A 26,667-nucleotide genomic window follows, 5' to 3' on the forward strand; every position below is an offset into this window, starting at 1 on the left:
ACTCGTCCGGCCCCGCCCCCCCGACCGCGACCGCGACCGTGCGTCCCCGAATTCGAGGATCAAGCGTCCCATGCGCAGCGCCCACGAACAGCGTCTCCCCTTCGAGGCCCCCATCTACGAGATGGAGCAGCGGCTCGGCGACATGGAGGCGCAGTACGCCAAGAACCGCGCCGGCGGCGACAACTCGAAGATCGGCGAGCAGATCCGCCGCCTCCGCCGCGAGCTGGCGGCGCTCAAGCGCGAGATCTACTCGCAGCTCGACCCGTGGCAGACGGTGCAGGTCTCGCGACACCCCCAGAGGCCCCAGACCCGCGACTACATCGACATGCTGTTCGGCCAGTTCCTGGAGCTTCACGGCGACCGCGCCGTCGGCGACGACCAGGCGATCGTCACCGGCCTGGGCTACCTCGACGACGTGAAGGTCATGTTCGTCGGCCACCAGAAGGGGAAGAACCTGGCCGAGCGCACCGCCTGCCACTTCGGCTGCGCCCACCCCGAAGGCTATCGCAAGGCGATGCTCAAGATGCGGTTCGCCGAGAAGTTCGGCCTGCCGATCGTCACCTTCATCGACACCCCTGGCGCCTACCCCGGGATCTCGGCCGAGGAGCGCGGGCAGGCCGCGATCATCGCCGAGAGCCTGATGGAGATGTCCGGCATCGCCACCCCCATCGTCTGCGTCGTCATCGGCGAGGGGGGCTCCGGCGGCGCGCTCGGCATCGGCATCGGCGACCACCTGGGGATGCTCGAGCACACCTACTACTCCGTCATCAGCCCCGAAGGCTGCGCCACCATCCTCTGGAAGGGTGCCGAGCACGCCCCCAAGGCCGCCGCCGCCCTGAAGTTCACCAGCCGCGACCTGCTCCGCTTTGGCATCATCGACGAGATCATCCAGGAGCCCCTCGGCGGCGCCCACCGCGACCACGCCGAGATGTCCACCGCCCTCAAGCAGTTCCTCCTCCGCAACATCCGTCGCCTCAACACCGTCCCCAAGGACGAGCTGCTCCAGCGCCGCTACGACAAGTATCGCAAGATCGGCGTCTTCCACGAGCAGGCCCCCGACATCGAGATCCGCCGCAACGGCCACGCCCCTTCGCCCGCCTGACCCGCCCCCCGGAGCAAGAATCGCGGCGGGCTTCGCGGACGCCCAAACCCTCTCGGGCGAGGAATGGCGTGAATCCTGAGACTCCATTCTCAGTTGCGAGTCGATCGCCCAAAAGTTTTCCCCCATTTTCGTTGCCCGGTCCCCTCCGCCTCGGCCATGCTCCTTAGCTGGTATCCGGATGACTTCGGACGATCCCCCGCCAACGCCGGGCCCAACTTCCATCGAATCCGCCGATGACGCGGGCGACTTTCACGGGCTGGCCGGTGCTGATTTCCGCCAAGAGAGGCCGCTTTGAACCTTACACAACGGCTGATCCGCCCCTACATCTTCCGCGAATTGCCAGGCTGGGGGCGACTGTACGGTCGGTTCGTGGGCGACTATCGGCGCGACGTGCACTGGGCCGGCGCGGGTCGGCGCACGATCCGGGGCAAGCTCCACGGCTACGAGATGGACCTGGATCTCTCCCACTGGTCGGAGCGGACCACCTACTTCCTGGGCCGATTCTACGACCTGGAGATGCAACTGCTGCTCATCGGCCTCCTACGTCCCGGCGACCGCTTCGTGGACGTCGGCGCCAACATCGGCATGATCTCGCTGGTCGGGGCCAGGTTAGTGGGGGAATCGGGGGTCGTGGACGCGTTCGAGCCGAACCCTGCGTGCGCCTCCCGCATCGAGTCCTTCGTCGCCCGCAACCGGATCTCCCAGGTCCGCATCCATCGCATGGGCGCGGGCGAGGCCGACGCGGAACTGACCCTGACCATCCCCCGTCGCAACGCCGGCGAGGCGAGCCTCACCCGATTCGACGGCGAGGCGATGGACCCCGAGGCGTTCGAGCGCGTCTCCGTCGCCGTCCGCCCGGCCGACGCGGTCCTGGACGAGGATCCGCGCCCTCCCGTCTTCATCAAGATCGACGTCGAGGGCTACGAGTGCTTCGCGCTCAAGGGCCTGGCCGGGACGCTCGCCCGGCATCGCCCGCTGGTCGCCACCGAGGTGGCCGCCGACTACCTGAAGCAGGCCGGCTCCACCCCCGCCGATTTGGCCCGCATCCTGGAAGGGCTCGGTTACCACGGCTGGAGCATCACCTCGCGTCGCGTCGGCCTCCGGCGCGAGCTGGCCCTGGAGCCGATCGATCCCGCGTCGACGTTCTACAACGCGCTCTGGATCCCCGACGAGGGCCCCGCCCGGGAACGCTTCCTCGCGAGCTTCCCGAACCTGGCTCGCCTCGTCAGCGCCCCCGGCGTGGCCGTCGCCCCCTGACGCCACGATCGGTCCCCGGCGCGGCGGCCCGGCCCGTCCCGTCACCGCGCCGCGTCGGCCGCGGGCAGGCGGATCGTGAACCGCGAACCCCCGCCGGGGACCCCGTCGACGGCGATGGTCCCGCGCGAGGCGCGGACGATCCGCTGGACGACCGAGAGGCCCAGGCCGACGCCGCCGCGCCCCAGCAACCGCGCGCGGGGGGACCGGTAGAACGGCTCGAACGCGGCGTCGCGCTCCTCCTCGGTCAGGCCGCAGCCGCGGTCCGAGACCGACAGCACGGCAGCGCCCGGCTCGCCGCGGACGGACACGACGACCGGCGTGCCGGGCTCGCTGTACTTCAGGGCGTTGTCGATCAGGTTCTCGACCGCCTGCGCCAGCAAGGGGGGATGCGCGCGGACCCAGACCGGCCTCGACTCGCCCGCCAGGCCCAGGTCCGACGCCCGGGGCCGACCGTCCCAACGCCGGAGCAGCTCCGGGAGCCACGCGGCCAGGTCGATCGGCTCCTCGCGCGGTGGATCGGCCTCGGATTCGGCACGCGCCAGGAAGAGCAGCGATTCGACGATCTGGTTCAGGCGCGCGGCCTCGCGGCGGACCTGGTCGAGCGTCTGCTCGTACTCCTCGGCGGGCCGGGGGCGACGACGCACCACGTCCACCAGGCTGAGCATCCCGGCGATCGGCGTCCGCAGTTGATGCGAGGCGTCGCCGGCGAACCGCCGCTGGCGCTCCAGCGCCTCGCGACGCCGCTCCAGGAGCGCGTTGAAGGCCCCCGCCAGCTCCTCCAACTCGTCGCCCGTCTCCGGCGTGGGCAGGCCCCCCTGATCGTCGGCGTCCCCCTTGGCGCGGGCCGCGGCCGCCAGCCGGGCGATCGGCGCCAGCGCCCGACGGCAGAGCCGGCCCCCCAGCGCGGCGCAGGCCAGCCAGGTCGACGCCGAGGCGGCCGCCAGCGTCAGCCCCAGTCGGGCGACGCCGGCGTCGACCGGCCCGGGGGCCAGGGCGGCGATCAGGATCAACTCGTCGTACTCGCCGTCGTCGGGCTCGTCGGGGTCCGGCCTCCTCCCATCCTGCCGGAGCATCTCCGCGAGCCGCAGGCGACGGCGTCCCACCCGCCAACCGGGATGGTTGGAGAAAGCCGCAGCGTCGCCCTCGGCCCCGTCGAGCGTCCCCGGAACGGCCAGCGGCGGGCTCGGGCCGGGGGCCGACTCCCAGTTCGCCGATCGGTCCACGACCCGCCCCCGGCCGTCCTGGATCGCCCAGCGGACCTGGTCGATCGCCGGGTCGACGCCCATGGTGATCCGGCGCTCCTCGGGCTTCCACTCCAGGCCGTCCGCCTCGAAATGGACGGCCGCCTCCAGAGCCGCGAGGGTCCTCCGCATGTGGTCGTCCAGCCCGCGATGGAGATACGACCGGCCCAGCGCGTACAACGTCGCCGAGAACGCCAGGAGGACCACTGCCAGCGTCCCCAGGAAGTACAGCAGCAGCCGGGTCGCCAGGCTCACGTCCCCTCCTCCTGGGCCGATCCGGGGGGGCGGCCGAACGAGTAGCCCCGGCCCCGGTGCGTGTGGATCAGCCGCTCGCCGTACGCCTCCAGCTTGCGGCGAAGCTCGAAGACGTGGACTTCCAGCGTGTTGGAGATCCCGTCATACCTCTCGTCCCAGACGTGCTCGTAGATCCGCGTCCGCGAGAGCACCTGCTCCGGGTGCCGCACGAAGTAGAGCAGCAGCGCGTACTCCTTGGCCGTCAGTTCGATCCCCTTGCCGGCCCGGGCGACCCGCTGGGTGGCGAGGTCGATCGCGACGTCGGCGTGGCCCAGCCGCGTCCCCCCCCTCCCCTCGCCTCGCCGCACCAGCGCATGGACCCTCGCGAGCAGCTCGTCGAACGCGAAGGGCTTGCACAGGTAGTCGTCCGCGCCGCCGTTCAGCCCCTTGACACGGTCCGAGACCGCGTCGCGAGCGGTCAGGAACAGGACGGGCGTGTCCGGGTCGCGCTCACGCAGCCGCTTGAGGATGGACAGCCCGTCCTGCGACGGCAGCCACCAGTCCAGGATGACGACGTCCCAGCCCCCCTCCGCCTGGAGGGCCCGCCAGCCGGCCTCGCCGTCGGCCTCGCGCTCGACGGTGAATCCTTCCTCGCGCAGCCCCCGCACCAGCGACTCGCCGATGAGTTCGTCGTCCTCCACCACCAGGATTCGAATGCCCATGGATCGGCCCCCTCGCGCGCCCCGCGACGAGAGACGCCGCGCTTTCCTGGGATTCTATCGGCCGAGACCTTCACATCCAGGGACGCGTCCCGCTCGCGACCCCCGACGACGCGGGCAGGAGCCCCATCTCGTCTCGCCGATCGGCCCCGCCGCAGAGCCCGCGCCAGGCCAGTTCGTCGCGACCCGCGGAGTCGTCGACCGCCTCGGCCCAATCCTCCTCATCCTGCTCGTCCCCTTCGATGAGCAGCCGGTCGAAAAACTGGAGCACCAGGGGCCCCAATCCCAGGGCCATCCCCCAGGCCCCCACCAGGCAGGTCGGCAGCGTCAGAACCTCGAACGCCTCGTATCCCATGATCCATCCTCCCTCGTGTTCGACGTCCGGGGCGGGGTCGTCCCGCCCGACGTGAGGAAGGATAGAGGCCCAAGCTTAGGCCGCCGTTAGGCGAGGTTAAACTCGGGATAATGTCGCTGAACACCAAACCGAGGATCGACTTGCGCTCGAAGGAGACCGCCTCTGACCGAAAGTGGGGCCGTGAGGGGCGACCGACGGCACGGATTCCTCGCGATGCTGATCAGATCGCGTCGAACGAGGCCAACCGCGCCGCCAAGACCCAACTCATGGGATCGTGCGCGGGCAGGCCGTGCGCCCGTCGAAGATGGGCGTCGGCCTGCGTCGAGAGCCCTTGCGCACGGGACCATTCGGCGAGGACGAAGTGGCATCCTCGGCGCTTCTCGACGGCCCGGTTGTGCTCCCAGGCGGAATCGGACTCGTTCACATCGGTCAAGGCGAGCAGTTCCGCCTCGCTGAGGTCGCCGGCGAGGAAGCGAGCCAGGGGGACCGGCCACGCCACCAGCTTCTCGTCGCGAGTCCCAGCGACCGCAGCGTCGTCCAGATACCAATCCAGGTATTCCCGGATCGCCGCCAGCCCCAGTTGCGGCTTGCCCTCGAACCGCCGGGCGAGGTCGATCCAGACGAACCGTTCCGCCCCAAGCTCAGGAGAATACCGATACACATGGCGGAAGTCCTGCCGGGAGAAGTCCTCGGCCGCCTCGGACCAACGCCGCTGGACGTAGCGGACGTATCCCCGATCCATCCGGGACCCATGCGCATCAGGCTGGAGGCGGATCGCCTCGTCGAAATCCTCCAGCGCCTTCCTGAGTTCCCCCTTCTTGCCCCACACCAAGGCGCGTCGGCGATGGTAATCGGGGTCGAGCGGGTCGAGCGTGATCGCCCGGCCGAAGTCGGCCAGGGCGAGGTCGTATCGATGCCACTCCTCGTGGAACGAGCCGCGAAGGGCGAACAAGGACGGACCCTCGGGGTCGAGTTCGACAGCTCGATCCAGGTCGTCCCGGGCCGAGCCGTTACCCGACATGGCGAGGAGACATCCCCGGCTCCGCCAGAAGGTCGGCTCATCGGGCTCGCGCGATCGCCTCGCTGAAATCGTCGAGGGCGAGCTGATTCCGACGTTCATCCCAGTAAATCCGCCCGCGCTCCCAGTAGAGCCAGGCGTCGGTCGGGTCGTTCTCGATGGCCCGCGTCAGTTCGTCGATATCCGCGTTCATTCGGGCGGAGGCTGATCGATCCCCCGGCATGCGATGTGGAACCTGGGCGACAGGTCGTGGCCGTGCCCCGGACCCGACTCACGATAGCCCCCCGATCGCCCGCCTGCAAGCCGGGGCGAGATGGCTGGAGTCGACCACGCCCCTGAAGTCCCATCCACGAGATGCCTTCCTGGGTTCAACCTCGTCGGGCGACGAGTTCGGCATGCCGATTGATGATCACTCAACCAGGACGGCGACGGCTCGCCGCGGAAGGGTCGGCCAGCGGACGATTCGCGATCGCGACGGGGGGAGAGGCGATGACGATCCGACTATCGGAGGCCGAGCGGAGCCGGATCCGCGGCATGGTCGCGCGGCCGAGGAGCCGCAGGCAGAAGTATCGCGCCGAGGCGCTGCTGGAACTGGACGAGGGGCGGCCGATCGAGGAAGTCGCGCGTCGGTTCCGCGTCGGCGTCGAGCGGGTCGAGGGGTGGGCGGAGGCGTTCTCGGCCCGCCGCCTCGCCTTCCTCGCCGAGCCCGACGCCGGCCGCCCCCGGCCGATGCCCGAGGCCGACGAGGAGGATTGAGCGACCCGCACGCCCGTCGCCGTCGATGCGGGGACGGCCGAGGTGCCGATCGCTTCACCCCCCCCATCGATCTCGAAGGCGGGCCGGCCCTGACCTTTGCTTATGGCCCAGGTCCCATGCCGCGAACCTCGCGCAGTTCGGAGGAACAAGGTATCATGGCAGCGTCCAGGAGATCGGCGAGACGGCGCGATCGATCGCCAGGTCGACGGTTCGCTGAGCAGCCGGCGCGAACTTCCTCTACCTTCGGCAGGCTACCGATCGACCCTCGTTCCTGCGGGGCGGCACTTTGGATCGCATCAAGGCGTACGTCGTACTCGTCCGGGAGTTGGAGCGGTTCCGTAGCCTCCCCCATGAGGAACTCTTGCGGCTCATAGGCGGCCCGACCATCGAGAAGACGGTGGAACATGAGGCGGGGCCGTTCGTGGTCGAAGTCCGGTTCGAGGGGGACGAGAACCGAGAAGGAACCGTCCGCATCCGCGCAACCGCCAACGGGCCGAGTTGGTGGCGGTTGGAACGGATGGAAGAAACGGCCCTGGTCTCCCCTCCGACGGTCGAGGGATGAATCCGTAGCCTGTCATCGGGCGAGCGTCGGACCGCGAGGCGATCCGCCTCGACTCGGCCGGGCTTTCAGCTCGCCGGCGGCTTCAGGGGGCCGAGCCCCAGGACCTTCTCGACCTCTTCCGCAGCGATCGCCAGGCGGCCGATGAGATGGCGATGCAGGTCCGTGACGCCGTCTAGCACCTGATCGGCCGCCTGCATCAATTGGATGGGGCTGTCGAGCGGCGGCATGACCGGCAGCAGGTGCTGCTCAAGCGTGAGGGGGCCGTCGGCGTCGAGGAGCGGCGAGTGGTCGGTCGCGGCGAGGGTGCGTCGGATGGCGGCAAGCCGATCGCCCAGCGCCCGGCAGGACTTCGCCGCCGCCTCGCCGAAGCTCTCCAGGGCCTTGGCCTTGGCCTGGACGGCCATGAGGGCGACCTGGGCAACCACCTGGTTCGCGTGCATCAGACCGGACTGGGATTCGACGACCTGCCGGGCCAGGTATGCGGCGGTCGGGTAGATGGTCCGGCTCCCGGATCGGCGCGTCGGCCCGCCGGCGACCCGCTCGGCGACGCGGTCGTCCTGGAGCAGCGCCAGGGCGATCGCCAGGCGTCGAGCGGCGGCCTCCTGGAACGGTTCGAACGCCGATTCGAGCCTTCGAATCCCCTCCTTCGCCGCCGCAAGGGCCGCCTCGGCGGCGAGGGGGGTCGCCTCCCGGAGGTCGAACTCGGCGGGCGCGATCCGCACGCCTGAGCGGAGCAGCAACGCGGCGGCCTCGGCCTTGACCGCGCGGGGCGCGAGCACGTTCAGCCGCCCCAGCGCGGCGAGATTGGCCTCCTGGGCGACCTCCATGTCGCGTCTTGCGTCGATCAGCTCGGCCTTCGCCGCCTTGAGGTCGGCGGGCGCGACGGGGAGTTCCGGGGGGAGCGGCAACGGCTGGATCAGGCTGATCGAATCCATGAAGAATCGGTCGAACGCCTCGACGGCCTGCGGGCCGGTCGCCTCGGCGGGCGACGGGACGACGACTTCTTCCTGGCACTTCGGGCAGCGTCCACGACGTCCCGCATGGCCGTAGGCCACGCGGAAGGATCCTCGACACGACGGGCACTCGACCGCGATCGACATGACGCAACCTCGCTTCACGAAGCCGTTAGACGTCCCCCCGCCCCCATCCCCGCTCGATCCGCGCGATCCATGCTACCCGTGTCGCGATTGGAAAAGCAGGCCCCCAGGCGCGGGGCAGTCGGGCCGTGGGACCACGAGGGCCCCCCCCGGCCCCCCGCCGCCCCGCACGTACGCCTTTGGGCATCGGCGCCAAGGATTCGACGAGGACTGACCGACCCGCGCGCCCGAGCCACGAGACGAGGTCGTCGCTTTCTCGCATCGCCGAGTCCTCATCCGGCCGGCCGGGCGCATCGTCCACCTAAGGGACCTTGCGCTCGCGAGGTTCCCGGCGACGGTCGGAGAGGTCGAAGCGATGCGCTGGAATGAGACGACGACGCCCGGTTCGGTCGGCCCTCCACGGGGCGATCGCCGCTGTTGCGGGTTCCGGGTCCCGAAGATCGAAGCGCTCGCGCGAGGATCGAGGCGTCCCCTCGGTCGCGAGGTCTCGGCGAGCCGGGGCCACCAATCGTTGCGACGAATCGCGCCGAACGAACCCAATTCCTCGAAGCCAACCACGAACCTAAACCTCTACCATTCAAAATCTTACGTCAAACGAGCCAGTTTCGAGCGTGCGCAAACGAACCCAAACCGAAGCCGATCTGGATCGGTCGACATGGGGCCGGAGTCGCGTCTCGCGCCCGGAGGCCGTCGCGTCTACGGCCGGCGGTTCGAGGTCCGGCGAACGCCGCCGACGGGGCCGAGGCGAGGGAGGTCGGGCGAATCCTCGAAAGCGCGCCGAACGAACCCAATTCCGGGGGCGGAGAACTGAGGTCAACGTCCATCGAGAAAACGACTTACGTCGATCGGGTTCATTCGCGGGTCGGTCGAACGAACCCAATATCGGGCCGGGCCGCCCCGGTGGGGTCGGGGCGGCCTTGGCCGAGCTCAGCGGAGGTAGATGGGGCGTTCGACGACGAGGCCGGGCTCGATCCTGGACTTGAGTTCGTGGGCGTCGAGGGCGAACAGGGGGCTGATCTCGATGGCGAAGGGGACGGTCCCGTCCGAGCGGCGGGGGACGACGGCGCCGGCCTGTTCGAGCCAGCCGCCGAACAGGTCGCTCATCCGCTGGTGGACGGTGGCCGGCGAGTCGGGGCCGACGGCGTTCTTGAGCGGCTCGAACTCCACGGCCCGGTCGGTCTCGACGATCACGAACCGCTCGGAGGCCGGCAGGGCGTCGAAGATGAACTGCTCGAACTTGACCGCGTTGGGCTCGGCCGGCTGGACCGTCCGGCCGTCGGGGGCGAGGAACGGGACCTTCTTGATCGCCCGGTGGAAGGGGAGCTTCAGGCCCCCCACGAGCCGCTCGACGAACGCGGTCTCGAAGGCGTGGATGGCGATGCTGCCGGCCCAGTAGGCGAGCTGGCCGTCGTCGCCGCGCTTCTCGGCGAGGGCTTTGGGGAGGTCGGAGTACTCGATGACCTGGGGGCGGTCGTCGACCAGGACGACGACGCCGACCTTCTCGTCCGGGGCCATCTTCTCGACGACCTTGAACGACATCTCGGCCTGGGCCTGGCGGTGGAGGCCGATGAAGGTCGGGTCGGCGATCTCGACCAGGGCGTTGTCGACCTGGAAGTAGAAGAGGGTCCGGACGCCGCGATCGCCCATCTCGGCGAGGCAGCTCGGCTCGCAGCCGGCGTCGCCGGGGCCGGCCAGGGCGGCGAGCGTGCCGCCGTGGCCGTCGGGGCTCATGGCGAGCCGGTCGCGGCCGGCGAGCAGGATCTTGCCCGTCTCCAGGTCCACGGCCGGCATCCGACCCTGGACGAAGAACCGGACGTGGTCCAGGCCGAACCGGTCGTGCTTCTCGAAGAACTCGACCGTCGTCTCGTGGTTCTCGGGGCTGGTCATGACGTACAGCGGCGGCTGCTTGCCGTGGCGGCGGCCCAGGGCGACGAGCTTCTCGGCGTGGATCTGGAAGAGGCTCGCGGAGGAGACCGGGCCGATCGGGAACGTCCCCTTGGGGCCGGCGAAGCCCAGCCGCGTGCCGGAGCCCCCCGCGACCAGCACCACGCCGACCTCGCCGGCGGCCAGGGCCTCCTCGCCCGCCTCGGTCGCCCGCCGCCGCGCGGCCCGCTCGCCGTCGGTCTGGGGCATCCGGACCACGTCGATGGGGAGGACCCGATCGGCCGCGACCTCGGGAGCCTCGCCGCCGCCTCGCACCAACTCGGCGATCAGGCGGTCGAGCTGCTCGAAGTCGATCGACTCGATCTCCTTCGCCAGCAACTCACGCCCGTCCTCGTCGAGGTCGTCCCAGAATTGAAGCAGATGCTCCTGACCATGCTTCCCCAGCCGTCCCGCCAGATCCTGCTTCAGAGCCATCGCGCGGCATGCTCCTGATTGATCGCCTGAGCGGCGCCCGTCGCCGTGTCCTCGTCGGCGCACCCGTACAGTAGGATAACAATTTCCGGCTGCTTCGGCATCCTCGCGACCGCCCTACGCCCGATCGGGCCGGGGCCGACGCGGCGGGGTGGGCGGTTCAGCCGGCGTCGGCCGTCGGGCGGGCCTCCCGGGGCGTCCGGCGCAGGATCTCGGCCAGGGCCTCGGCGAGCTTCGCGTTCGCGGCGGGGGTGGAGGGCCGTCCGCGACGAAAGTCAGGCGGTTCGAGGTCGGGCAGATCGCGTCGGTATTCTGCATCACGTAGTTGGGGGGACGCCGCCGGGCCGGCGACCTTGCGGACGGCGAATCTCGGCTCGACCCCGCAAGTAGTCCACCACCTGCCCCAGCGAGTCGGCCCGGAAGAGCATCCAGCCCTGGTAGGTCAGGACCAAGAACAACCCCATGGCGAGGACCGCGCCGGCGCGGCGACCGAGGTCGAGCCTCCCGGCCGGGGTCGGCCCGTGGTAGGCCCCCCAGAGGACGAAATTTCAGGCCGCGCCGTGCCAGAGCCCCCCCCAGCAGCATGGTGATCATCAGGTTGCGACGAGGCCGACTTCCCGCCGGCCGCTTCCTCCTCCAGCCCTGGCCACGGCGCCCCGTCGCAAGGCCGCCGAGGATCAGCCCGAAGGCCCGGGGGGCGACCGGCGGGATCTCGTATTCTCCCCGCGTCTCGGGCCGCACGCCGTTTCCGACGGGCGGACGCCCCGGCCCTCGGGTACCCTAGAACGGCACCACCAGCCCGTCAAAGGCCAGCTGCACATCGGACGGCAGCATGGCCTCGACTCGGGCGTGGTCGAACTCGTGCGAGCAATGCGTGAACAGGGCCCGTCGGGGCCGCAGCCGCTCGACCACCCGGAGCGCCTCTTCCAGGTGGAAGTGGGTGGGGTGGGGGTCGAACCGGAGGGCGTCGAGGACCAGGACGTCGAGCCCCCGGAGCGCCTCGAAGGTCTCTTCGGGGATCCGGTTGACGTCGGTGCAATAGGCGAGGCCCCCCACGCGGAAGCCCAGGACCTCGAACCGCCCGTGGTGGAGCCGGACGGGGAGGATGGTCTCGCCCAGGACTTCGAAGGGCCGGTACGGCTCCAGCCGCTCGAACTCGATCTTGGGGACGAAGCCCGCCGGCCAGTTGCGGGTCTCTTCGCGGAAGGCGTAGGAGAAGACCCGCTTGATGTAGTCCTCGGTGTCGGACTCGCAGAAGACCGGGACGGGCCCGCCGATCCACTTGGGGAACATCCGGGCGTCGTCGAGGCCGAAGAGGTGGTCGGCGTGGTGATGGGTGAAGGCGATGGCGTGGATCCGCCGCACCCCCTCGCGCAGGAGCTGGATGCGCATCTCCGGGGTGGTGTCGATCAGCAGGTTCCCCGCCGGGAAGGTCATCAGCACGCTCGGCCGGGTCCGGTTGTTCCGGGGATCGTCCGACGTGCAGACCGAGCAGTCGCAGCCCAGGACGGGGACGCCGGACGACGTCCCGGTGCCCAGGAAGGTCAGGCGCCGTTCCGGCGGATTGGGGCTCTCGATCAACCGACTCATCCTCCAGGCCCAGGCGCGTCCCCCCGACCGACGCCGGCCGGGCGCCTCGGGCGAGCGCCATTCTACAGCCCGAGCCCCCCTCCCCGCGACCCGAACCCCGGTAGGAGTTACGCAGTTGGCGCGATCGGCACTTGCGCCCGGGGCGGGTCGGCGGTAGTTTCGACGGCATGAACCCGCCCCGCTGCAACGACGAGGACTACATCCAGTTCCTCTTGGCCACACCCAAGGTCTGCTCGGCCCTCGAGGCCGCCCGCGTCGGGCCGCCGGGGCCCGCCGCCCCGGCCCACGACGCCTTCACCCGGCTCCTGCACCGGCTGGAGCCGGACGCCGAGGCCCTCTGGCGCGAGGTCGGGCCGCTCGTCGCCCGCGACGGCGGCGTCCTGGTCGTCGACGACAGCGTCCTGGACAAGCCCCACTCCCATCACATCGAGGCGGTCTCCCACCAGTGGTCGGGCCGCCACGGCGGCGTGGCCCGGGGCATCGGCCTGGTCACCCTGGTCTGGACCGACGGCGACCGCATCTACCCGGTCGACTACCGCATCTACCACAAGGAGGCCGACGGCAAGACCAAGAACGACCACCTCCGCGACATGCTCGCCGAGGCGAAACGCCGCGGCTTCGCCCCGCGGTGCGTCCTGTTCGACCGCTGGTATTCGGGCCTGGAGAACCTCCTGGCGGTCCGGGACCTGGGCTGGAGGTTCCTGGCGCCGACGCCGGGCAACCGTCGCCTGAGCCTGGAGCGGAGCAAGTCCGCCCGGGCCGACGCCCTGGCGATCGATCGGGCCGGCACGCCGGCGTGGCTGCCGGGGTTCGGGCCGGTGAGGGCGTTCCGGATCGTCGCCAGAGACGGCGGCGCGGAGCACTGGATCACCGGCGACCCGGCGATGACCGAGCTGGAGCGGCAGGAGCTGGACGCGCTGTCGTGGTCGATCGAGGAGTACCACCGGGGGCTGAAGCAGCACTGCGGCGTCGAACGCTGCCAGGCGAGGGCCGGCCGGGCCCAGCGGACGCACGTCGGACTGGCGATCCGGGCCTTCGTCCGACTGGAGTGGCACCGCTGGGACACCGGCGTCAGCTGGTTCGAGGCCAAGACGAGCATCGTCCGCGACGCCGTCCGCCGTTACCTGGCCGCCCCCTGGTATCGGCTCCCCGATGCGCCAACTGCGTAACTCCTACCCGGTTCCGCCGCCGCCGTCTTGACAAAGCCCCCCGCCCGCGGTGGAATGAGACCCTCAGCTAGACGGTCCGACGCACCCGTAGCTCAATTGGATAGAGCGTTAGCCTCCGGAGCTAAAGGTTGCAGGTTCAAATCCTGCCGGGTGTACTACCTAAGTCCTGCCGCAGCCCTCAGTTAGGGCTCACCCGCCCAAGGGCGGCGACGCGGCCAGAAACGGTCAACTACCGTTTTTGGAGTCGGCGTCATGCCCTGGTCCCGCGACCGCACCCCCTCCTATCGCCATCACAAGGCCTCCGGGCGGGCCGTCGTCACCCTTGACGGCAAGAACATCTACCTCGGCCCCTACGGCTCCGACGAGAGCCGGGCGGCCTACGACCGCGTCGTCGCCGAGTGGCTGGCCAACGGCCGCCGCCTCGCGTCGGACGACGTCCTCACGGTCGAGATGCTGGTCTCGCGCTACCGCGCGCACGTCGAGGCCCATTACCGCTCGCGGGAGCCGGTCAACATCCGGTACGCGGTCCGGCCGGTCCGCGAGGCCTACGGGCCGACCGATGCGGCGGACTTCGGGCCGCTCGCCCTCAAGGCGATCCGCCAGCGGTTCGTCGAGGCGGGGAACTGCCGGACGATGGTCAACAAGCGCGTCCGGATGATCGTCCGGATGTTCAAGTGGGCCGTTTCGGAGCAGCTGATCCCGGCGTCGACGTGGGAGGCCCTGCGGTCCGTCGAGGGGATCCGCCGGGGCTCGAAGGGGGTCCGCGAGGCGGCCCCGGTGAAGCCGGTCCCCGACGCGTTCGTCGAGGCGACGCTCCCCCACCTGCCCCGCCAGGTCCGGGCGATGGTCGAGCTGCAGCGGCTCACCGGGGCCCGGCCGGGGGAGATCTGCATCATGCGGACGTGCGACCTGGCGACCTCGGGCAAGGTCTGGGAGTACCGGCCGGCCGAGCACAAGACCGAGCACCACGACAAGGATCGGGTGATCTTCGTCGGCCCGGCCGCCCAGGAGGTCCTACGCCCCTGGCTGCGGGCCGACCTCCTCGCCTACCTCTTCCAGCCCCGGGAGGCGAACGAGGAGCGCATGGCGGCCAAGCGGGCGGCCCGCAGGTCGAAGGTCCAGCCGTCCCAGGCCGACCGGAGCAAGCCGGCGCCGCTCAAGAAGCCGGGCGAACGCTACACCCCAGGCAGCTACCGCCAAGCGATCACCCGCGGCGTCCAGAAGGCCAACGCGGAACGGAAGGCGAAAGACTCCGACGCCCCGGAGGTCCCGAACTGGCACCCCCACCAGCTGCGGCACTCGGCCGCGACCGCCCTGCGGCGGGAGTTCGGGCTCGACGTCGCCCGGGCCGTGCTGGGGCACTCGTCGCCGGCGGTGACGGAGGTCTACGCCGAGCTGGACGAGGCGAAGGCCCGGGAGGCGATGGAGCGGGTGGGGTGAAGCGTCCACAGCCATCGTCGGGTCGAGGACCAAAGAGCCTGCCCGAGCGAGGCTTGTTTGCGACTCATTAGGCCTTTAGGCTAAGAGCCTAAGGCGGCAACACGCTCTTGGGACCGCTAAGTCGGGAGTTTCAGACTAAGGTTTCGCTTGTAGGCGTATGCCTTACCATATTGCCAATGTCAAATTGGAAATGGCAGTCGATCTCTACGAGGCAGCCCTTAGTTCCAGGCCTAAAGGCATCGGTTTGCCTGTTCTTCAGTTCGCTGATTTCTTGATGCACGAGCTTGACGTCGCGTCCGGAAAAACGGCTGCTAGCTACAAGAAGATGCTGCAGCTTCTCCGGGCTGGTGATGCGGCTTCCCAGCCTCACCACCACGTTCGCACGATGTCCCATCACCTGCCCCATCGAACGCCACATATCGGCGATGAACCGCCAGTAGGCGTCCGAGGACTCATGCCGATCGTCGCGCGAAAGTCGACCGCGGGTAGGATGAGTCGGACCTCCCAGGAACCACAAGCGCAGCCATTGGTCCTCCTCGAAATTGGTGACGTCCAGATAGGGGGGCGACATGATCGCGCAATTGATCGGTCCAGGCAAAGTCTCGGTTAACCTGGTCAGTTGTCGCATGTCCCTATGAAGGATGACGGCATCGCCGGTCGGCGGCGGCGTTTCGTATCGGTAAATCGCCCTCGCCCTGAGCAGACCGAACACGTCCCGCTGAGGTGCGACGAGTTCACGCTCTTGCCAAAACCTAACTGAGTAGGCAGGTTTCGTACTGATCGTCCGCGGCATCTGATTGCTGAAGTACGACGACGACTTATCCATTTCCCCGTGAAGGGAACCGAGGACGAGTGCGGCGACCATTCCATCGCAACGCGAGCTTTTCCACTTCAGCTCGCTGCGAAGATACAGCAACTGCGACAATGTTTCGTCATGAAACGCGTAACGAAAGAATTCCGGGGCAGCCTCGACGGCTTCTCGCCACTTGGTTGCGACATAGCCCGATTGGAGAATCGTAAGCCGCCGTTTCAGGGTGGCCAAGGCAGGTGCGTTGGTTTTTGCTCTTGTCAGACAATAGGCCACATCATTCACATCACACGCGATGGCACGCCTCTGCATAAGGAGCGCGCACGTCGCTGTCGTGCCACGACCGCTGAAGGGATCGAGGACGACGTCACCAGGTCGCGTAAGCTCGCTAATCCATCGCTCGGCGAAGGACTCGGGAAACATGGCGAAATATGGGCAAATCGCGTGAAATCGATGCCTCATGGGGATGTCTTAGCCTTAGCAATCACATCATCGAGCCACTTTCTACAATCGGCGAGCGTCTCCGACTTGATCGAGTTTCCATAGTGCGCGATACGACAGCGATCAAAAAGTAGACCACCCGCGCGGGTGTCTTCATCCCAGCGATTTGCGACAATCCGATGCGGCACCATATAGATTCGCATGGGATCGACGAGCAGAGGCGAGACCATGTAATTCCCGCAGAAACCGCGTGGCTGAAGCTTCGGCAGATGCTCTCTCCAGTGAATGCCGGTCTTACATTGAGCGAAACCAACAAGGCTTCCAGAACGTCGATCGCGAAACCTGCGATATACGACTACGTCCAGCTTGCCGTCTCCAGCACCGGGCGACCGAGCATTAGTTCTCCAACCAATGCCTTCCTGAAGGACAGAGCAGAGGTGATTAACATGATGCGAGAAGACATTGCTTCTAGCGCCTTTGGGTTTAGCTTTGCCTTTAGACTTCACGGACAACTTCGCCGTGCCAAATACGATGCAGTCAGAGTGGGCTGACTCACCACCCCAGAATTCCTTAAGCACGTCAGCACAAAGTCGCTCAAAAATCTTCGTCGGATCGAGCTTCGCCCGCTTGCGGGCCTTCGAACTCATATCCGATCGAGTCAATGCGAGTAGGAACAAATAGAGCAAGCCGGCATCTGGTGCACTAGCGTCAGTGGATTTCTTCTGAAGCATGGTGTTTCCGTCCACCAGCTCGAAGGGGTAGCACGAGACCCTTGGATGAGAGTTCTCTCCGCAGGACTCTATTCGATCAGCCAGCTCATCGAAGGCATCCTGAGCCAATTCCCGGGCTCTGCTCTGGCTCAAGGAGCGGTCAAGTGCGATTGCACGTGCCAAATCTTCTTGGGACACGTTGCCATCGGCCTTGAACAAACTGGAGGCCTCGACCCAATCAGCATGCTCGACGATTTCATCATCCCCGGATCCAACATAGAGAATGCTACTCATCGCTAGCCTTTTCCCTATCACTCTCTCGCTTCGCCCTCTTCCGCTTCTGCATCATCCCCATCATCAGATCACTAGCCAGCTCCTCAACGTCCTGCGCGATCCTGAGGAGGTCGACATCCGAGGCAGTGTAGCCCGTGCTTAGGGTGCCGTGAGCCTTCTGCAACTCCTGCTTTGCCTGCTGAAGCGCCTGGCGAAAGAGCTTCTCGTCCCCAAGGCTTATGTCCTTAGCGACTCCCAACGGGAATCCATCCCGCAGTGCGTCTACGCCCTGCTTACTCATCAGGACAGTGTCGAGCACCTTTAAGTCAGGGTTCTGAGAATGAATCAGCGACGGCTTATCTCGCGTGCTATTGCCGTAAAGCCATTCCAAAACCTCACCAAGCTGTTTAGTCCTACTCTTAGGAACTGGCTCGCGAAGAGTTGTGGTTTTGGACCCTAAACCGAGAAATGCTGTAAAGCCTGGGTAATCAATCGCAGTATAAATATAATTGAAGTAGAACGAGGGCTTGGAGATCTCTTGACGATCGAAAACGCCGCTCTTTTCGGCCTGCTCGATCACCATAAGCCCGCGATACATGCGATAGACGGTAGAGTTGTAATCACCAATCTGCCTGGCGATTTCTTCAAGCGGAACGCCATAATTGTGATGCACCTTTGCTACATACTGAGCTTTCGCGTAAGACCCCCAACTCGACGGCCCATTGACATGCTTGAAGCCGAGATACCTCCAGACTTCTTCTCGCGTCGTAACAATGGCCGGGATGGTCTGCAGCTCGGCATGCCGCTCCTCAGAGATTTGGGGCAGGTCGGTCGCACGCAGCCTCTCGCGTAGAGATTTGTCGAGGAGCAGCTTGACCGCCGCCAGGCGCCGATTACCCTCAATGACAACTAACTCGGCTCCCTGCTTTTCTATAAACAAGGGCTCGTGAACAAAATACCCGTTGTACGCAATCGACATGGCGACTTCCTCGATCGCCATTTTTTGCCACAAGATCCTTAGCAGATCGAACTGCGTGGTCTTATCGTCGATGACATATTCGGCGAGACGAGGATTTTCGGCGTCGAACAAAAGTTCGGCGACGGGGAACCTTTGATAAGGTTCTCCCTTCGACTCCATCTGCTCTCCCAAGCTTTTAGTTTTCGCCATTCGACAATCCGATCACGAGAACAGACCACCTACCCTAGACAATCCCAGTCAATTGGTCGGCTCCAGGTGGGTAGGCCGATCACAAAATTCCGCTACAGAGAGTGAGGGACGGCTACGCGAGCCGAGTTCCCGATTCGGACTGCTGAGGATCACCCTATCCAAATAGAACACGGCGGGCACTGATACACAAGAGCCGGAGAGGCGGACGGTAAAGAATAGGCAAAATGGGCAATCTAAGGCCCTAAGACCTGAAAGCACTCGACGAAGGATGAAATCGACTTAGGCCGCTTGATCACTGATCGTCCGTACAGTATTCTTGCCGCAGAACGATGGGGCGGCGGAGGGCGGGGCGATGCGACTCGAATTCGCGCGGATCCGGACGGTGATCGAGGGGGAGGTCTACGAGCAGGAGGTTTGCGAGGCGTCGGCCGAGGAGTGGGCCTGGGCGGTGGAGTCAACTCCCGCGCTTGCGGGCTGGAGCCTTGCGCGGTTTCCGAGCGGGCGCGTCGTCGCCGTGGAGCCCCTGCCCTGCGTCCTCCGGCGGGTCCGGGAACTCGCGAGAGTAGCGAGTCACGGTTGAACGCGGCATCGCGGGTTGCGCATCCTGAATAGCCTGATCGGCGTCGGATGCCTCTTCGAGCGAAACCTCTGGGACTATGTCGTCCGCCGGTTGATGTTCCGCCCGTTCACGCACTTCCAGCCGAGGAAGCCACTTCGACAGCACTTCCTCGCGCTCGGCGGACGTCATCGATAAGAACGACTCTACAAGAGCCCCGACGCAAGGCTCGACGCCGAGCCTGCGACCAAAGTAGGTGTGCCGGTCGGCAACCTCTTGGATCCACGTGCGAAACTCGGTGTTCAGACCTCGCGGAAGTCTGACGTTCAGCTTTCCGGCGTGGGATTTCGTTCTCGCCATGACAATTAGTTTCGCCATAACCCCTTGGACGGTCAACAGTAAATACGGAAGTAAGAAAGTGCTTACTTTCCAGCTTGACTCAGAATTTGCGGCGGTTATCCTGTATCTCAATCAAAGTAAGCACTTTCTCACGTGCTAACCAAGGAGGTCAGCGATGGCCGCGAGAGGGAAGATCCGCGTCACTCGTGATGGCGAGCGTCTGACCGCCTTCATACCGCCTGCCCTCAACGAACAAGTCCGAGTCGAGGCCGTCGTCCGCCGCGAATCCATCTCGGACGTAGTTACGCGACGCCTCTCCGACTCTTACCGGCGTGATGCAGATCTCCAACCTGCGAAGTCCGGATAAATCCTCACGAGTTGTCGGGAGCATACACCACGTTTCTTCTCGTCTATTACGAGGGAGCCATGATCCCGCCCGTCCCTCCGCTGGAAGACCTACAGCCGTTCAAGGCGGTGGCCGCGTCGATCGGCCTGACCATCACCGCAGCGCATCGGTGGCGGCACAACCCGGACACGCCGTTCCACGCGTGGAAGGTGGGGCGGGAGTGGATGACGACCGAGGCGGCGGCGGCCGAGTTCATCCGGCTCCGGACGGAGCGGGCGTCGCGTGGTCGCGGGGCGGTCGAAGGTCCGCCCTCGCCTCGACCGGAGCAGGCCGCCCGGGTGCTCGACCGGCACGCCCGACGACTCCACCAGGCCGCGAAAGCGGCCAACGACCGGGCCGGCTGGTGAGCCCGGCCCCTTCCCCGCCCCACCGAGGAACCGCCTCATGAAGACGACGCCCGAATCCGTAGACGCCGAGCTGCGGGACCTCGCCCACGGGTTCCGGCTCCCCGACGACTTCGCGTCCGACGAGGTCGTTCGCCGCGCGGCGGCGTTCGACGCGGCGGGGACCGTGGAGTTCCCGACGCGCCTGCTCGCGTTCGCGGCGGCCCTCGACGGGTTCGCCGAGCATCTGCGGGCGATCGACACATCCCCCGCCTCGCTGCGGATGACGCCGGCCGCCTGGGGCGATCCGGAGGGGAGCTTCCTCAAGGCGTACGCCTCGATGGGGACCCTCCCCGCCCGATCGCTGGGGCGCGCCCTCGCGGCGTTCCGGCGGGGCGATCGGGCGGCGGCCGCCGACCACCTGGCGGTGACGCTCGCCCACGTAGTCTACGCGGCCGACCAGCTCGGCCTCGACCTGGGCGAGGCCGTCGCCCGGGTCGCCCCGGCCGTCGCCCCGGCCTGACCGGCCCGGCGGCCCCTCGTCCGAACCGACCTCCCTGATCCATCACCACCGAGGAGTTGAACATGAACGACGGCAAGTCGTTGACGGAGATGCTGCGCGCACGGGCCGAGCTGGAGGACCGCATCCGGGAGCATGAAAAGCGGTACGCCCGGACCAAGGCCGAGTGCACGGCGAGGGCGGCCGAGGAGTACGCCCGGGTCTGCAAGCCGGCGATCGAGGCGGCGATGGCGCCGCTCGACCCGGTGGCCGAGGAGGGGAAGCCGCTCGCGGCCGAGGCGGTCGCCCTCGACGACCGGATCGGCCCGGTGCTGGAGGACGGCAAGGTCGTGCTGTTCTTCCGGGCCGGGGAAGAGGGCCCGTACGCGGCCTACCTCGACGCGGACGGCGACCTGGCGATCGCGCCGGCGTCGTGGTCCTCGTCGCTCCCCCTCCCGGATCCGGCCCCCGAGCGGGCCCCCGCCGGACCGGACGTCGAGTCCGAGCGCGGCCCCGACGGCGTGCTCCGGGTGATCGCGGACGGCGTGCGGGACGCGCTCAAGGCCCGGGGGTTCGAGCCGGTCGACGTCGACGCGCGGGGGTGGGCGGCGGCGGTCTCGGGCTGCCGCTGCCCGAAGTGCCGGGCGGCCCGGGGCGAGGTCCGGGAGGCCGACGCGTCCCCGCCGGCCGCCGAGCCGGCCGACGTCGAGGAGTCGGTCGTGGCGATCGACGCGGAGGTCTCCTGAGGTTCGGCCGGCGGATCTTCGACGCGGCCCGGGCGATTGAGCCGGGCCGCGTCGGGGGCGGTCCACGATCCCACCATCTTGCGAGGCGACGGCGATGGACGAGGTCGACGAAGGGGGCGAGATCCAGGCGGCGAGGAAGCCGCCGAGCAACCACACCATCTTCGCGTACCTGGCGGCCCCGTTCCCGAGGGACGCGGTGCGGTCGAGGGAACTGAAGGGGGAGCGGTTCCACTACGTGACGGCCCGGACGGTCATGAACCGGCTGGACGAAGTGCTGGGCCCGTGGAACTGGTCGGACCATTACGAGGTCACGCCGCTGGGCGTGAAGTGCGTGCTGACGGTCCGGCTGCCGGACGGCCGGGAGGTCGTGAAGGAGGACGTGGGGGGCCTCAGCGCCACGCCGGACGCGAGCGACAAGGAGAAGACGGCGTTCACGGACGCGTTCAAGCGGGCGGCGGTGAAGTTCGGCGTGGGGCGCTACCTGTACAAGGACGGCGTGCCGGACTTCGTGCGGGGGATCCTCGCGGCCGAGGCCGAGGCGCGGAAGGAGGGCCGGCGATGACGCCGCTCGACGTCGCCGAGTGCCGCCGCTGGGCGGCCTTCTACCGGTCGCGGGGGTTCAACCCGCTGCCGAGCCGGACGGACGCCAAACGGCCGCTGGTCCGGTTCGCGGACCTCTGGGAGAAGCCGCTGCCGGCCGGGGCGTTCGACCGGTTCGAGACCTCGAACGTGCAGGTGATGACGGGCCGGCGTTGGGGCCTGCTGGTGATCGACCTGGACGGGCCGGAGGCGGCCGAGCGGTTCGACGCGATGGGGCCGGTCCCGCCGACGTGGGCCAGCCACTCGGGGGGCGGCGGTCGGCATCTCTGGTTCGCGGTCCCGACGGAGGGGCGTCCGCTGCCCAAGGCGTTCCTCTGGCGCGGCGACGGCGGGCATTCGGCGATCGAGCGGCTATGCGACCGCTCGCTGATCCTGGCGCCGCCGTCGATCCACCCGAAGACGGGCCGGCGTTACCGGTGGCTGGACAAGCGGCGTTCGCCGCTGGGGATGGGGAAGCCGGCCCCCTGCCCCGCCTGGGTCCTGCAGCTCGCCCCGGAGGCGGCCCGCGTCGAGCCGATCGTTTCGGCCCCGGTCGCGGCCCGCCCCTCCCGAAACGCGCCGGGGCGGGCTCCAGGGCCTTGGATCCCCTGGCGGGAGGTCGTCGCCCGGCTCGACGTGCCGGCCGTCGCGAGGTCGTGGGGCGTGCGGACGGTGGGCGAGCCGCAGAGGCGGCCCTCGGGGACGTGGCTGCCGTGCCACGCCATCGACCGGCCGGACGCCCACCCGTCGGCGGCGATCCACGTCGAGACCGGCGCGTACATCGACTCGGGATCGGGGTTGAAGCTGCGGTTCTGCGAGCTGGCCGTCGCGCTGGGCGTGTACGCGACGGACCGGGAGGCGTTCGAAGACCTGGGGGAGTCATGTCTAGCGCGACGGCGATGAAGGCGAAGCGGTGGGCGGCGTACCGGCGGATGGCGGACGGCTCGGCGAGGCTGCTGGGCGTGGTCGAGGCCGACGGGGAGAAGGCGGCGATCCGGGCGGCGATGGCCGAGCACGGGCTCGCCTGGCGGGCGGTCGCGGTCCGGATCGCCGGCGACGGCGAGCCCGCGGGCTCGATCGTGGTGGGACGGCCGGCGAGCCCGAGGCCCTGGGACGGGACGGAGCTGGTCCGGCACGAGCTGTCGGCGATGTTCCCGGACATGACGCCGGACGTGTACGGGAAGCTCGTCGAGAGCGTCCGCGAGCACGGGGCGATGAAGCCGGTCGTGCTGCACGAGGAGGCGGTACTCGACGGCTGGCACCGCTACCGGGCGTATCGCGAGGTCGGCGTCCCGTTCGACGTCGAGGACTGGAGCGGGGAGTACGGGTCGGCCCTCGCGTTCGTGCTCGCCGAGAACGAGGTCCGGCGCGACCTGACGCCCTCGCAACGGGCGGCCCTGGCGGTCGAGGTCAAGAAGCGGCTGGGGGAGGAGTATCGGGAGCGGTCGATCGCCAACCTCAAGTACAGCGGCGAAGAGGCCAAGGATCGAGTTACCAAGATTGGTAACTCGATGGCGAACGCCCAAGCCGAAGCGGCCGAGGCCCTAGGAGTTTCGAAAGGCTACGTCCACGACGCGGAGCGGATCGAGGAAACCTCTCCCCAGACGTTCGAGGCGGTCAAGCGGGGCGAGAAGACGATCCCGCAGGCCAAGCGGGAGCTGGGGCTCGACCGGCCCAAGCCGAAGGCCGAGCCGGAGCCGGAGCCCGCCCCCGAGCCGAAGGCCCCGCCGAGGACGGTGGTGAACGGCGAGGCGAGGGAGGACGCGGCGGTCGAGCGGCTGCGGGCGAAGGGGGTGATCCCGGCCGACGCCCTGGTGACGGTCGAGGATCCGGGCGAGGACGCGACGGACCTGGAGGCGATCAAGGAGGAGCACGCCGAGCGGGCGGCGAAGGCGGACGAGCTGCCCGACGACGAGTGGCTCGCCCGGCTGCCGCTGACTTCGAAGCTGACCGGGCTGAGCCTCGACCGGTTCAAGCGGGACGCGCTCTATTACCGGCGTTTCGAGGCGATGCGTCGGAAGCTGGTCGACTTCCACGGCCGAGCGGTGAAGGAGGTCTTCAAGGGGACGGCGTTCCGGGGCTTCGTGGCGTTCTCGGTCGCCCGGCTGCTGAAGGTCGAGCACCCCGACCGGTGGCACCCCTGCCCGGCCGTGGACAAGGGGGGCTGCGACGGGTCCGGCACGGTCCCGATGCTCGGCGACTGCCCGATGTGCCGAGGGAGGGGGTATCTGGCCCGATGAACGCCACCCTCCTCGCGACGCCGGAACTCGGCGAGAACACGCTCTCCCCCCGGCCGTACCAGGTCGAGGCGATCGACGCGGCCCGCGCCGCGCTGGCGGGGAAGCGGTCGACCGTGGTGATCCTCCCCACCGGGACGGGCAAGACGGTGCTGTTCGCGACGATCGTCCGCCGGGTCGTCGAGCGGGGGGGGCGGGTCCTGATTTTGGCGCATCGCGCCGAGCTGATCACGCAGGCGGCGGACACGATCGAGCGGGTGGGGGTGATGCCGGGCGTCGAACGGGCGGAGAGCTACGCGCGGTCGGCGTTCGACCCGGCCTGCGTGGTGGCGAGCGTCCAGACGCTCTCGGGGCGGAAGCGGCTCCAGTCGTGGGACCCGGACCACTTCGACCTGATCGTGATCGACGAGGCCCATCACGCCACGGCCGAGACTTACCAACGGATCTTGAAGCACTTCCGCCGGGCGAAGGTGCTGGGGGTGACGGCGACGCCGGACCGTGCCGACGACGACGAGATCGCCGACGTGTTCGAGTCGGTCGCGTACGAGATGACGATCTGGGACGCGATGACGGCCCCCTCCCCCGGTCCTTACCTGTCGCGGCTCAAGGTGGTCCGGTGCGAGACGCCGGTCGACCTGCGGGGGATCCGGACGACGGGGGGCGACTTCAACGCGACGGACCTGGAGGACCGGATCGGGCCGCTGGTGGAGACGCTGGCGAACGCGGTCCGCGACCAGGTGGGGGACCGTCAGACGATCGTGTTCACGCCGGACTGCGGCTCGGCCTCGGCGATGGCGACGGCGCTGCAGAGCCTCAATTTGAGGGCCGACTACGTGTGGGGCGACTCGCCCGACCGCGAGGCGAAGGTCCGGACGTACAAGGAGGGCGACCTCCAGATCCTCTGCAACTGCATGCTCTTCACCGAGGGCTTCGACGCCCCCCGGACGTCCGCCATCGCGTTGTGCCGGCCGACGCAGAGTCGGGCCCTGTACTCGCAGATGGTGGGACGCGGGACGCGGCTCGCCCCCGGCAAGGAGGACTGCCTCCTCGTCGACTTCGCGTGGCTGACCGACTCGATGGATCTGGTCCGGCCCGCCGACCTGTTCGACCGGTCGGACCGGGGCGACGACGAGGCCGAGGTCCTGAACGAGCTGATCGAGGCCTCGGCCGGCGCGATCGACGTCGTCGAGGCGTCGCGGCAGGCGAAGGAAGAGGCGACGCGGCGGCAGGCCGTGCGGGTCAAGGCGAAGGCACGAAAGATCGACATGCGGTGGGTCTCCTACGACCCGCTGGCGATGGCGGACACGCTGGGGATCTCGTTCCGGGGATCCTCGGCGGCCGTGCACGACCCGGCGACGCCCAAGCAGGTGGCCCGGCTGGCCGGGTTCGACGTGGTCGAGGCGGACAAGCTGAGCCGCCGCCGGGCGTCCAAGCTGCTCGACGTGATGGTCGAGCGACGGAACAAGAACCTCGCCACGCCCAAGCAGGTGACGTGGCTGATCAAGAAGGACGTGCCGCCGGAGCTGGCGCGCGCGATGAGCTTCCACGAGGCCAAGGCGAAGTTGGACGAGCTGTTCAACGGCCGGGGCTGACCCAAAGCAGTGCAACGCAGCAGAGGACAGTTCGACGACCTCGCCGCGCGTCGCGGCGGGGCGGTGGCCCCGGCCTTCCGTCAAACGGCCGGGTGATCCTCCCTAAGCGCAAGCCACGGAGGCGGGCATCGGGTTGGAACCTCCCCGAGTGACGCGAGGCCGATCGCAGGGCGGCCGAATCGACGAGCGAAACCAGCTCCCCTACGGGGGTTCCGGGCAACGGGCGGGTACTCGATCCCGCAAGCGGCTTACGTCCCGGTCGACACGCGGTGAGTCGGTGAATGAAAAGCTGGACGGTAAGCGAGTCGTAGCGTCTGCAAAGCCGGAGATCGTCGGACACGAAGCCGGGGGCCGGAACCCAATACCGCAGGGGAAAGCCGCCCGTATCGACACCCATGAGGAGATATAGACTCGTGCTCTCATTAGACGCGAAATCGGTCCGGGTGGTCCTGGAGGGGACGGCGCCGTTGGTGATGGAGGTGCACCGGCTGCGGTTCGAGCGCGACGGGGACGGCCGGGTGGTGCCGGCGGCCGTGCCGATCGCCCCGGACGCGGTGGCGGCGGACTACCTGGAGACGGACGGGGACGGGCGGCCGTGCATCGGCTGGGCCGGGCTGATCCATCGGATGGTGGCGGGGCCGGGCGAGCGGGTCGACGAGGGGACGCTGCGGCGGGACTGCGGGCTGGACGTCGAGGGGGGCCGGCTGGTGGTCGAGGGCGCCTGGATCCCCCGCCCCGTCGAGCGGCGCGGCCCGGACGGGCGGTCGTGGACGTCCTACCTGCCGGCGTTCGACGCGTGGTCCGCGTCGGGGGTGCTGCTGTACGAGCCGTCGCTCTGGACGGAGGACGAGCTGCGGCGGGCCCTGGAAGGGGCCGGGGGCGATTCGTTCCGGGTGGCGTCGTGGGAGCCGTCGCGGAAGGCGGTGGCGGCGTGACGGCGCTGCTGGGGGCCGCGGGGGCGTGGATCGTCGCGGCGTTGATGGTCGCCGCGTGCGTGGCGGCCGGGCGGGCGGACGAGGCCCTGGGGGAGGACTGAGCGATGCCGGGTTGGCTTTGGGTCGCGGCGTTCTGGATCGCGTTGGGCTGGATCGCGAG

At 68.4% G+C, this 26,667-nt stretch carries 26 protein-coding genes, 1 tRNA gene and 1 pseudogene; 15 read left to right on the forward strand and 13 right to left on the reverse strand.

The window, feature by feature from the left end; translation table 11 throughout:
• Nucleotides 1-70 precede the first annotated feature (70 nt).
• Nucleotides 71-1,102, forward strand: coding sequence for an acetyl-CoA carboxylase carboxyltransferase subunit alpha (locus G6O68_RS18635; RefSeq protein ID WP_165250146.1), 1,032 nt, complete (start codon nt 71-73; stop codon nt 1,100-1,102).
• 291 nt (nt 1,103-1,393) lie between these two features.
• Nucleotides 1,394-2,359, forward strand: coding sequence for an FkbM family methyltransferase (locus G6O68_RS18640; protein ID WP_165250147.1), 966 nt, complete (start codon nt 1,394-1,396; stop codon nt 2,357-2,359).
• A gap of 41 nt (nt 2,360-2,400) precedes the next feature.
• Here G6O68_RS18640 and G6O68_RS18645 read toward each other — a convergent pair whose 3' ends face one another.
• The 5 genes from G6O68_RS18645 to G6O68_RS18665 all read right to left on the reverse strand — a co-directional run bounded on the left by G6O68_RS18645 (nt 2,401) and on the right by G6O68_RS18665 (nt 6,119).
• A complete protein-coding gene (locus G6O68_RS18645) occupies nt 2,401-3,855 on the reverse strand; it encodes a sensor histidine kinase (protein WP_165250148.1) in 1,455 nt (484 codons plus the stop codon).
• Nucleotides 3,852-4,556 (reverse strand): response regulator transcription factor, encoded by a 705-nt coding sequence (locus tag G6O68_RS18650; protein WP_165250149.1) that lies wholly within the window; start codon nt 4,554-4,556, stop codon nt 3,852-3,854. The genes G6O68_RS18645 and G6O68_RS18650 overlap by 4 nt, the downstream gene beginning before the upstream one ends.
• 70 nt (nt 4,557-4,626) lie before the next feature.
• Nucleotides 4,627-4,908 carry a hypothetical protein gene (locus G6O68_RS18655; RefSeq protein ID WP_165250150.1) on the reverse strand — a complete coding sequence of 94 codons (282 nt, stop codon included), beginning with the start codon at nt 4,906-4,908 and terminating at the stop codon, nt 4,627-4,629.
• A gap of 220 nt (nt 4,909-5,128) precedes the next feature.
• Nucleotides 5,129-5,860 (reverse strand): tetratricopeptide repeat protein, encoded by a 732-nt coding sequence (locus G6O68_RS18660; RefSeq protein ID WP_165250151.1) that lies wholly within the window; start codon nt 5,858-5,860, stop codon nt 5,129-5,131.
• 106 nt (nt 5,861-5,966) lie between these two features.
• Nucleotides 5,967-6,119 (reverse strand): hypothetical protein, encoded by a 153-nt coding sequence (locus tag G6O68_RS18665; RefSeq protein ID WP_165250152.1) that lies wholly within the window; start codon nt 6,117-6,119, stop codon nt 5,967-5,969.
• A gap of 296 nt (nt 6,120-6,415) precedes the next feature.
• Between G6O68_RS18665 and G6O68_RS18670 the strand changes: the two genes are divergently transcribed.
• Nucleotides 6,416-6,682 carry a helix-turn-helix domain-containing protein gene (locus tag G6O68_RS18670; RefSeq protein WP_165250153.1) on the forward strand — a complete coding sequence of 89 codons (267 nt, stop codon included), beginning with the start codon at nt 6,416-6,418 and terminating at the stop codon, nt 6,680-6,682.
• Nucleotides 6,683-6,968: 286 nt separating this feature from the next.
• Nucleotides 6,969-7,244: a hypothetical protein gene (locus tag G6O68_RS18675; protein ID WP_165250154.1), complete on the forward strand. Its 276-nt coding sequence runs from the start codon at nt 6,969-6,971 to the stop codon at nt 7,242-7,244.
• A gap of 65 nt (nt 7,245-7,309) precedes the next feature.
• Here the strand turns inward: G6O68_RS18675 and G6O68_RS18680 are convergent, their stop codons facing one another.
• The 3 genes from G6O68_RS18680 to G6O68_RS18690 form a co-directional block, all read right to left on the reverse strand.
• Nucleotides 7,310-8,344, reverse strand: coding sequence for a hypothetical protein (locus G6O68_RS18680; RefSeq protein ID WP_165250155.1), 1,035 nt, complete (start codon nt 8,342-8,344; stop codon nt 7,310-7,312).
• 924 nt (nt 8,345-9,268) lie between these two features.
• Nucleotides 9,269-10,699, reverse strand: a complete 1,431-nt coding sequence (locus G6O68_RS18685) for a UTP--glucose-1-phosphate uridylyltransferase (protein WP_165250156.1) — start codon at nt 10,697-10,699, stop codon at nt 9,269-9,271.
• A 777-nt stretch (nt 10,700-11,476) separates the two neighbouring features.
• On the reverse strand, nt 11,477-12,286 hold the full coding sequence (locus G6O68_RS18690) for an MBL fold metallo-hydrolase (RefSeq protein ID WP_165250157.1): 810 nt from the start codon (nt 12,284-12,286) through the stop codon (nt 11,477-11,479).
• 167 nt (nt 12,287-12,453) lie between these two features.
• On the opposite strand from G6O68_RS18690, the gene G6O68_RS18695 reads away from it, so the two are divergent.
• The 3 genes from G6O68_RS18695 (at nt 12,454) to G6O68_RS18705 (ending at nt 14,895) form a co-directional block, all read left to right on the forward strand.
• Nucleotides 12,454-13,455, forward strand: coding sequence for an IS701 family transposase (locus tag G6O68_RS18695; RefSeq protein WP_165250158.1), 1,002 nt, complete (start codon nt 12,454-12,456; stop codon nt 13,453-13,455).
• 81 nt (nt 13,456-13,536) lie between these two features.
• Nucleotides 13,537-13,610 (forward strand) — tRNA-Arg (locus G6O68_RS18700).
• Nucleotides 13,611-13,707: 97 nt separating this feature from the next.
• Complete coding sequence (locus G6O68_RS18705; RefSeq protein ID WP_165250159.1) at nt 13,708-14,895, forward strand: tyrosine-type recombinase/integrase; 1,188 nt, start codon at nt 13,708-13,710, stop codon at nt 14,893-14,895.
• A 130-nt stretch (nt 14,896-15,025) separates the two neighbouring features.
• Here G6O68_RS18705 and G6O68_RS18710 read toward each other — a convergent pair whose 3' ends face one another.
• From G6O68_RS18710 to G6O68_RS18725, 5 genes and pseudogenes are all read right to left on the reverse strand, one after another.
• Nucleotides 15,026-15,937 (reverse strand): hypothetical protein, encoded by a 912-nt coding sequence (locus tag G6O68_RS18710; protein ID WP_240911390.1) that lies wholly within the window; start codon nt 15,935-15,937, stop codon nt 15,026-15,028.
• A 54-nt stretch (nt 15,938-15,991) separates the two neighbouring features.
• Nucleotides 15,992-16,165 (reverse strand): annotated as a pseudogene (locus G6O68_RS33605) (DNA methyltransferase); the annotation flags it as partial.
• Nucleotides 16,162-17,148, reverse strand: coding sequence for a hypothetical protein (locus tag G6O68_RS18715; protein ID WP_165250161.1), 987 nt, complete (start codon nt 17,146-17,148; stop codon nt 16,162-16,164). The pseudogene G6O68_RS33605 and the gene G6O68_RS18715, both read right to left, overlap by 4 nt.
• Nucleotides 17,141-18,295 (reverse strand): hypothetical protein, encoded by a 1,155-nt coding sequence (locus G6O68_RS18720; protein ID WP_165250162.1) that lies wholly within the window; start codon nt 18,293-18,295, stop codon nt 17,141-17,143. Before G6O68_RS18720 ends, G6O68_RS18715 begins: the two co-directional genes overlap by 8 nt.
• A 454-nt stretch (nt 18,296-18,749) precedes the next feature.
• On the reverse strand, nt 18,750-19,211 hold the full coding sequence (locus tag G6O68_RS18725; RefSeq protein ID WP_165250163.1) for a hypothetical protein: 462 nt from the start codon (nt 19,209-19,211) through the stop codon (nt 18,750-18,752).
• Between the two features lie 405 nt (nt 19,212-19,616).
• Here G6O68_RS18725 and G6O68_RS18730 point away from each other — a divergent pair, with 405 nt between their 5' ends.
• The 8 genes from G6O68_RS18730 (at nt 19,617) to G6O68_RS18765 (ending at nt 26,507) form a co-directional block, all read left to right on the forward strand.
• A complete protein-coding gene (locus tag G6O68_RS18730; RefSeq protein ID WP_165250164.1) occupies nt 19,617-19,943 on the forward strand; it encodes a hypothetical protein in 327 nt (108 codons plus the stop codon).
• A gap of 37 nt (nt 19,944-19,980) precedes the next feature.
• Nucleotides 19,981-20,442, forward strand: a complete 462-nt coding sequence (locus G6O68_RS18735) for a hypothetical protein (RefSeq protein WP_165250165.1) — start codon at nt 19,981-19,983, stop codon at nt 20,440-20,442.
• 62 nt (nt 20,443-20,504) lie between these two features.
• Nucleotides 20,505-21,164 (forward strand): hypothetical protein, encoded by a 660-nt coding sequence (locus G6O68_RS18740; protein ID WP_165250166.1) that lies wholly within the window; start codon nt 20,505-20,507, stop codon nt 21,162-21,164.
• Between the two features lie 94 nt (nt 21,165-21,258).
• Entirely contained in the window at nt 21,259-21,726 is a 468-nt protein-coding gene (locus G6O68_RS18745) for a Rad52/Rad22 family DNA repair protein (RefSeq protein WP_165250167.1), read from the forward strand.
• Nucleotides 21,723-22,646, forward strand: a complete 924-nt coding sequence (locus tag G6O68_RS18750) for a bifunctional DNA primase/polymerase (protein ID WP_165250168.1) — start codon at nt 21,723-21,725, stop codon at nt 22,644-22,646. Before G6O68_RS18745 ends, G6O68_RS18750 begins: the two co-directional genes overlap by 4 nt.
• On the forward strand, nt 22,625-23,983 hold the full coding sequence (locus G6O68_RS18755) for a hypothetical protein (RefSeq protein WP_165250169.1): 1,359 nt from the start codon (nt 22,625-22,627) through the stop codon (nt 23,981-23,983). The genes G6O68_RS18750 and G6O68_RS18755 overlap by 22 nt, the downstream gene beginning before the upstream one ends.
• Complete coding sequence (locus G6O68_RS18760; protein WP_165250170.1) at nt 23,980-25,572, forward strand: DEAD/DEAH box helicase; 1,593 nt, start codon at nt 23,980-23,982, stop codon at nt 25,570-25,572. Before G6O68_RS18755 ends, G6O68_RS18760 begins: the two co-directional genes overlap by 4 nt.
• A gap of 413 nt (nt 25,573-25,985) precedes the next feature.
• Nucleotides 25,986-26,507, forward strand: a complete 522-nt coding sequence (locus G6O68_RS18765; RefSeq protein WP_165250171.1) for a hypothetical protein — start codon at nt 25,986-25,988, stop codon at nt 26,505-26,507.
• The last annotated feature ends 160 nt before the right edge of the window (nt 26,508-26,667 follow it).

The organism is Paludisphaera soli (genome assembly GCF_011064595.1).
GTDB lineage: Bacteria > Planctomycetota > Planctomycetia > Isosphaerales > Isosphaeraceae > Paludisphaera > Paludisphaera soli.

Excerpts from the sequence above, each read along its gene's own strand:
- G6O68_RS18635 (WP_165250146.1), top strand. The coding sequence starts at position 71 with ATGCGCAGCGCCCACGAACAGCGTCTCCCCTTCGAGGCCCCCATCTAC.
- G6O68_RS18650 (WP_165250149.1), bottom strand. The coding sequence starts at position 4,556 with ATGGGCATTCGAATCCTGGTGGTGGAGGACGACGAACTCATCGGCGAG.
- G6O68_RS18655 (WP_165250150.1), bottom strand. The coding sequence starts at position 4,908 with ATGGGATACGAGGCGTTCGAGGTTCTGACGCTGCCGACCTGCCTGGTG.
- G6O68_RS18665 (WP_165250152.1), bottom strand. The coding sequence starts at position 6,119 with ATGAACGCGGATATCGACGAACTGACGCGGGCCATCGAGAACGACCCG.
- G6O68_RS18670 (WP_165250153.1), top strand. The coding sequence starts at position 6,416 with ATGACGATCCGACTATCGGAGGCCGAGCGGAGCCGGATCCGCGGCATG.
- G6O68_RS18680 (WP_165250155.1), bottom strand. The coding sequence starts at position 8,344 with ATGTCGATCGCGGTCGAGTGCCCGTCGTGTCGAGGATCCTTCCGCGTG.
- G6O68_RS18685 (WP_165250156.1), bottom strand. The coding sequence starts at position 10,699 with ATGGCTCTGAAGCAGGATCTGGCGGGACGGCTGGGGAAGCATGGTCAG.
- G6O68_RS18690 (WP_165250157.1), bottom strand. The coding sequence starts at position 12,286 with ATGAGTCGGTTGATCGAGAGCCCCAATCCGCCGGAACGGCGCCTGACC.
- G6O68_RS18695 (WP_165250158.1), top strand. The coding sequence starts at position 12,454 with ATGAACCCGCCCCGCTGCAACGACGAGGACTACATCCAGTTCCTCTTG.
- G6O68_RS18705 (WP_165250159.1), top strand. The coding sequence starts at position 13,708 with ATGCCCTGGTCCCGCGACCGCACCCCCTCCTATCGCCATCACAAGGCC.
- G6O68_RS18715 (WP_165250161.1), bottom strand. The coding sequence starts at position 17,148 with ATGAGTAGCATTCTCTATGTTGGATCCGGGGATGATGAAATCGTCGAG.
- G6O68_RS18720 (WP_165250162.1), bottom strand. The coding sequence starts at position 18,295 with ATGGCGAAAACTAAAAGCTTGGGAGAGCAGATGGAGTCGAAGGGAGAA.
- G6O68_RS18725 (WP_165250163.1), bottom strand. The coding sequence starts at position 19,211 with ATGGCGAGAACGAAATCCCACGCCGGAAAGCTGAACGTCAGACTTCCG.
- G6O68_RS18730 (WP_165250164.1), top strand. The coding sequence starts at position 19,617 with ATGATCCCGCCCGTCCCTCCGCTGGAAGACCTACAGCCGTTCAAGGCG.
- G6O68_RS18735 (WP_165250165.1), top strand. The coding sequence starts at position 19,981 with ATGAAGACGACGCCCGAATCCGTAGACGCCGAGCTGCGGGACCTCGCC.
- G6O68_RS18740 (WP_165250166.1), top strand. The coding sequence starts at position 20,505 with ATGAACGACGGCAAGTCGTTGACGGAGATGCTGCGCGCACGGGCCGAG.
- G6O68_RS18745 (WP_165250167.1), top strand. The coding sequence starts at position 21,259 with ATGGACGAGGTCGACGAAGGGGGCGAGATCCAGGCGGCGAGGAAGCCG.
- G6O68_RS18750 (WP_165250168.1), top strand. The coding sequence starts at position 21,723 with ATGACGCCGCTCGACGTCGCCGAGTGCCGCCGCTGGGCGGCCTTCTAC.
- G6O68_RS18755 (WP_165250169.1), top strand. The coding sequence starts at position 22,625 with ATGTCTAGCGCGACGGCGATGAAGGCGAAGCGGTGGGCGGCGTACCGG.
- G6O68_RS18760 (WP_165250170.1), top strand. The coding sequence starts at position 23,980 with ATGAACGCCACCCTCCTCGCGACGCCGGAACTCGGCGAGAACACGCTC.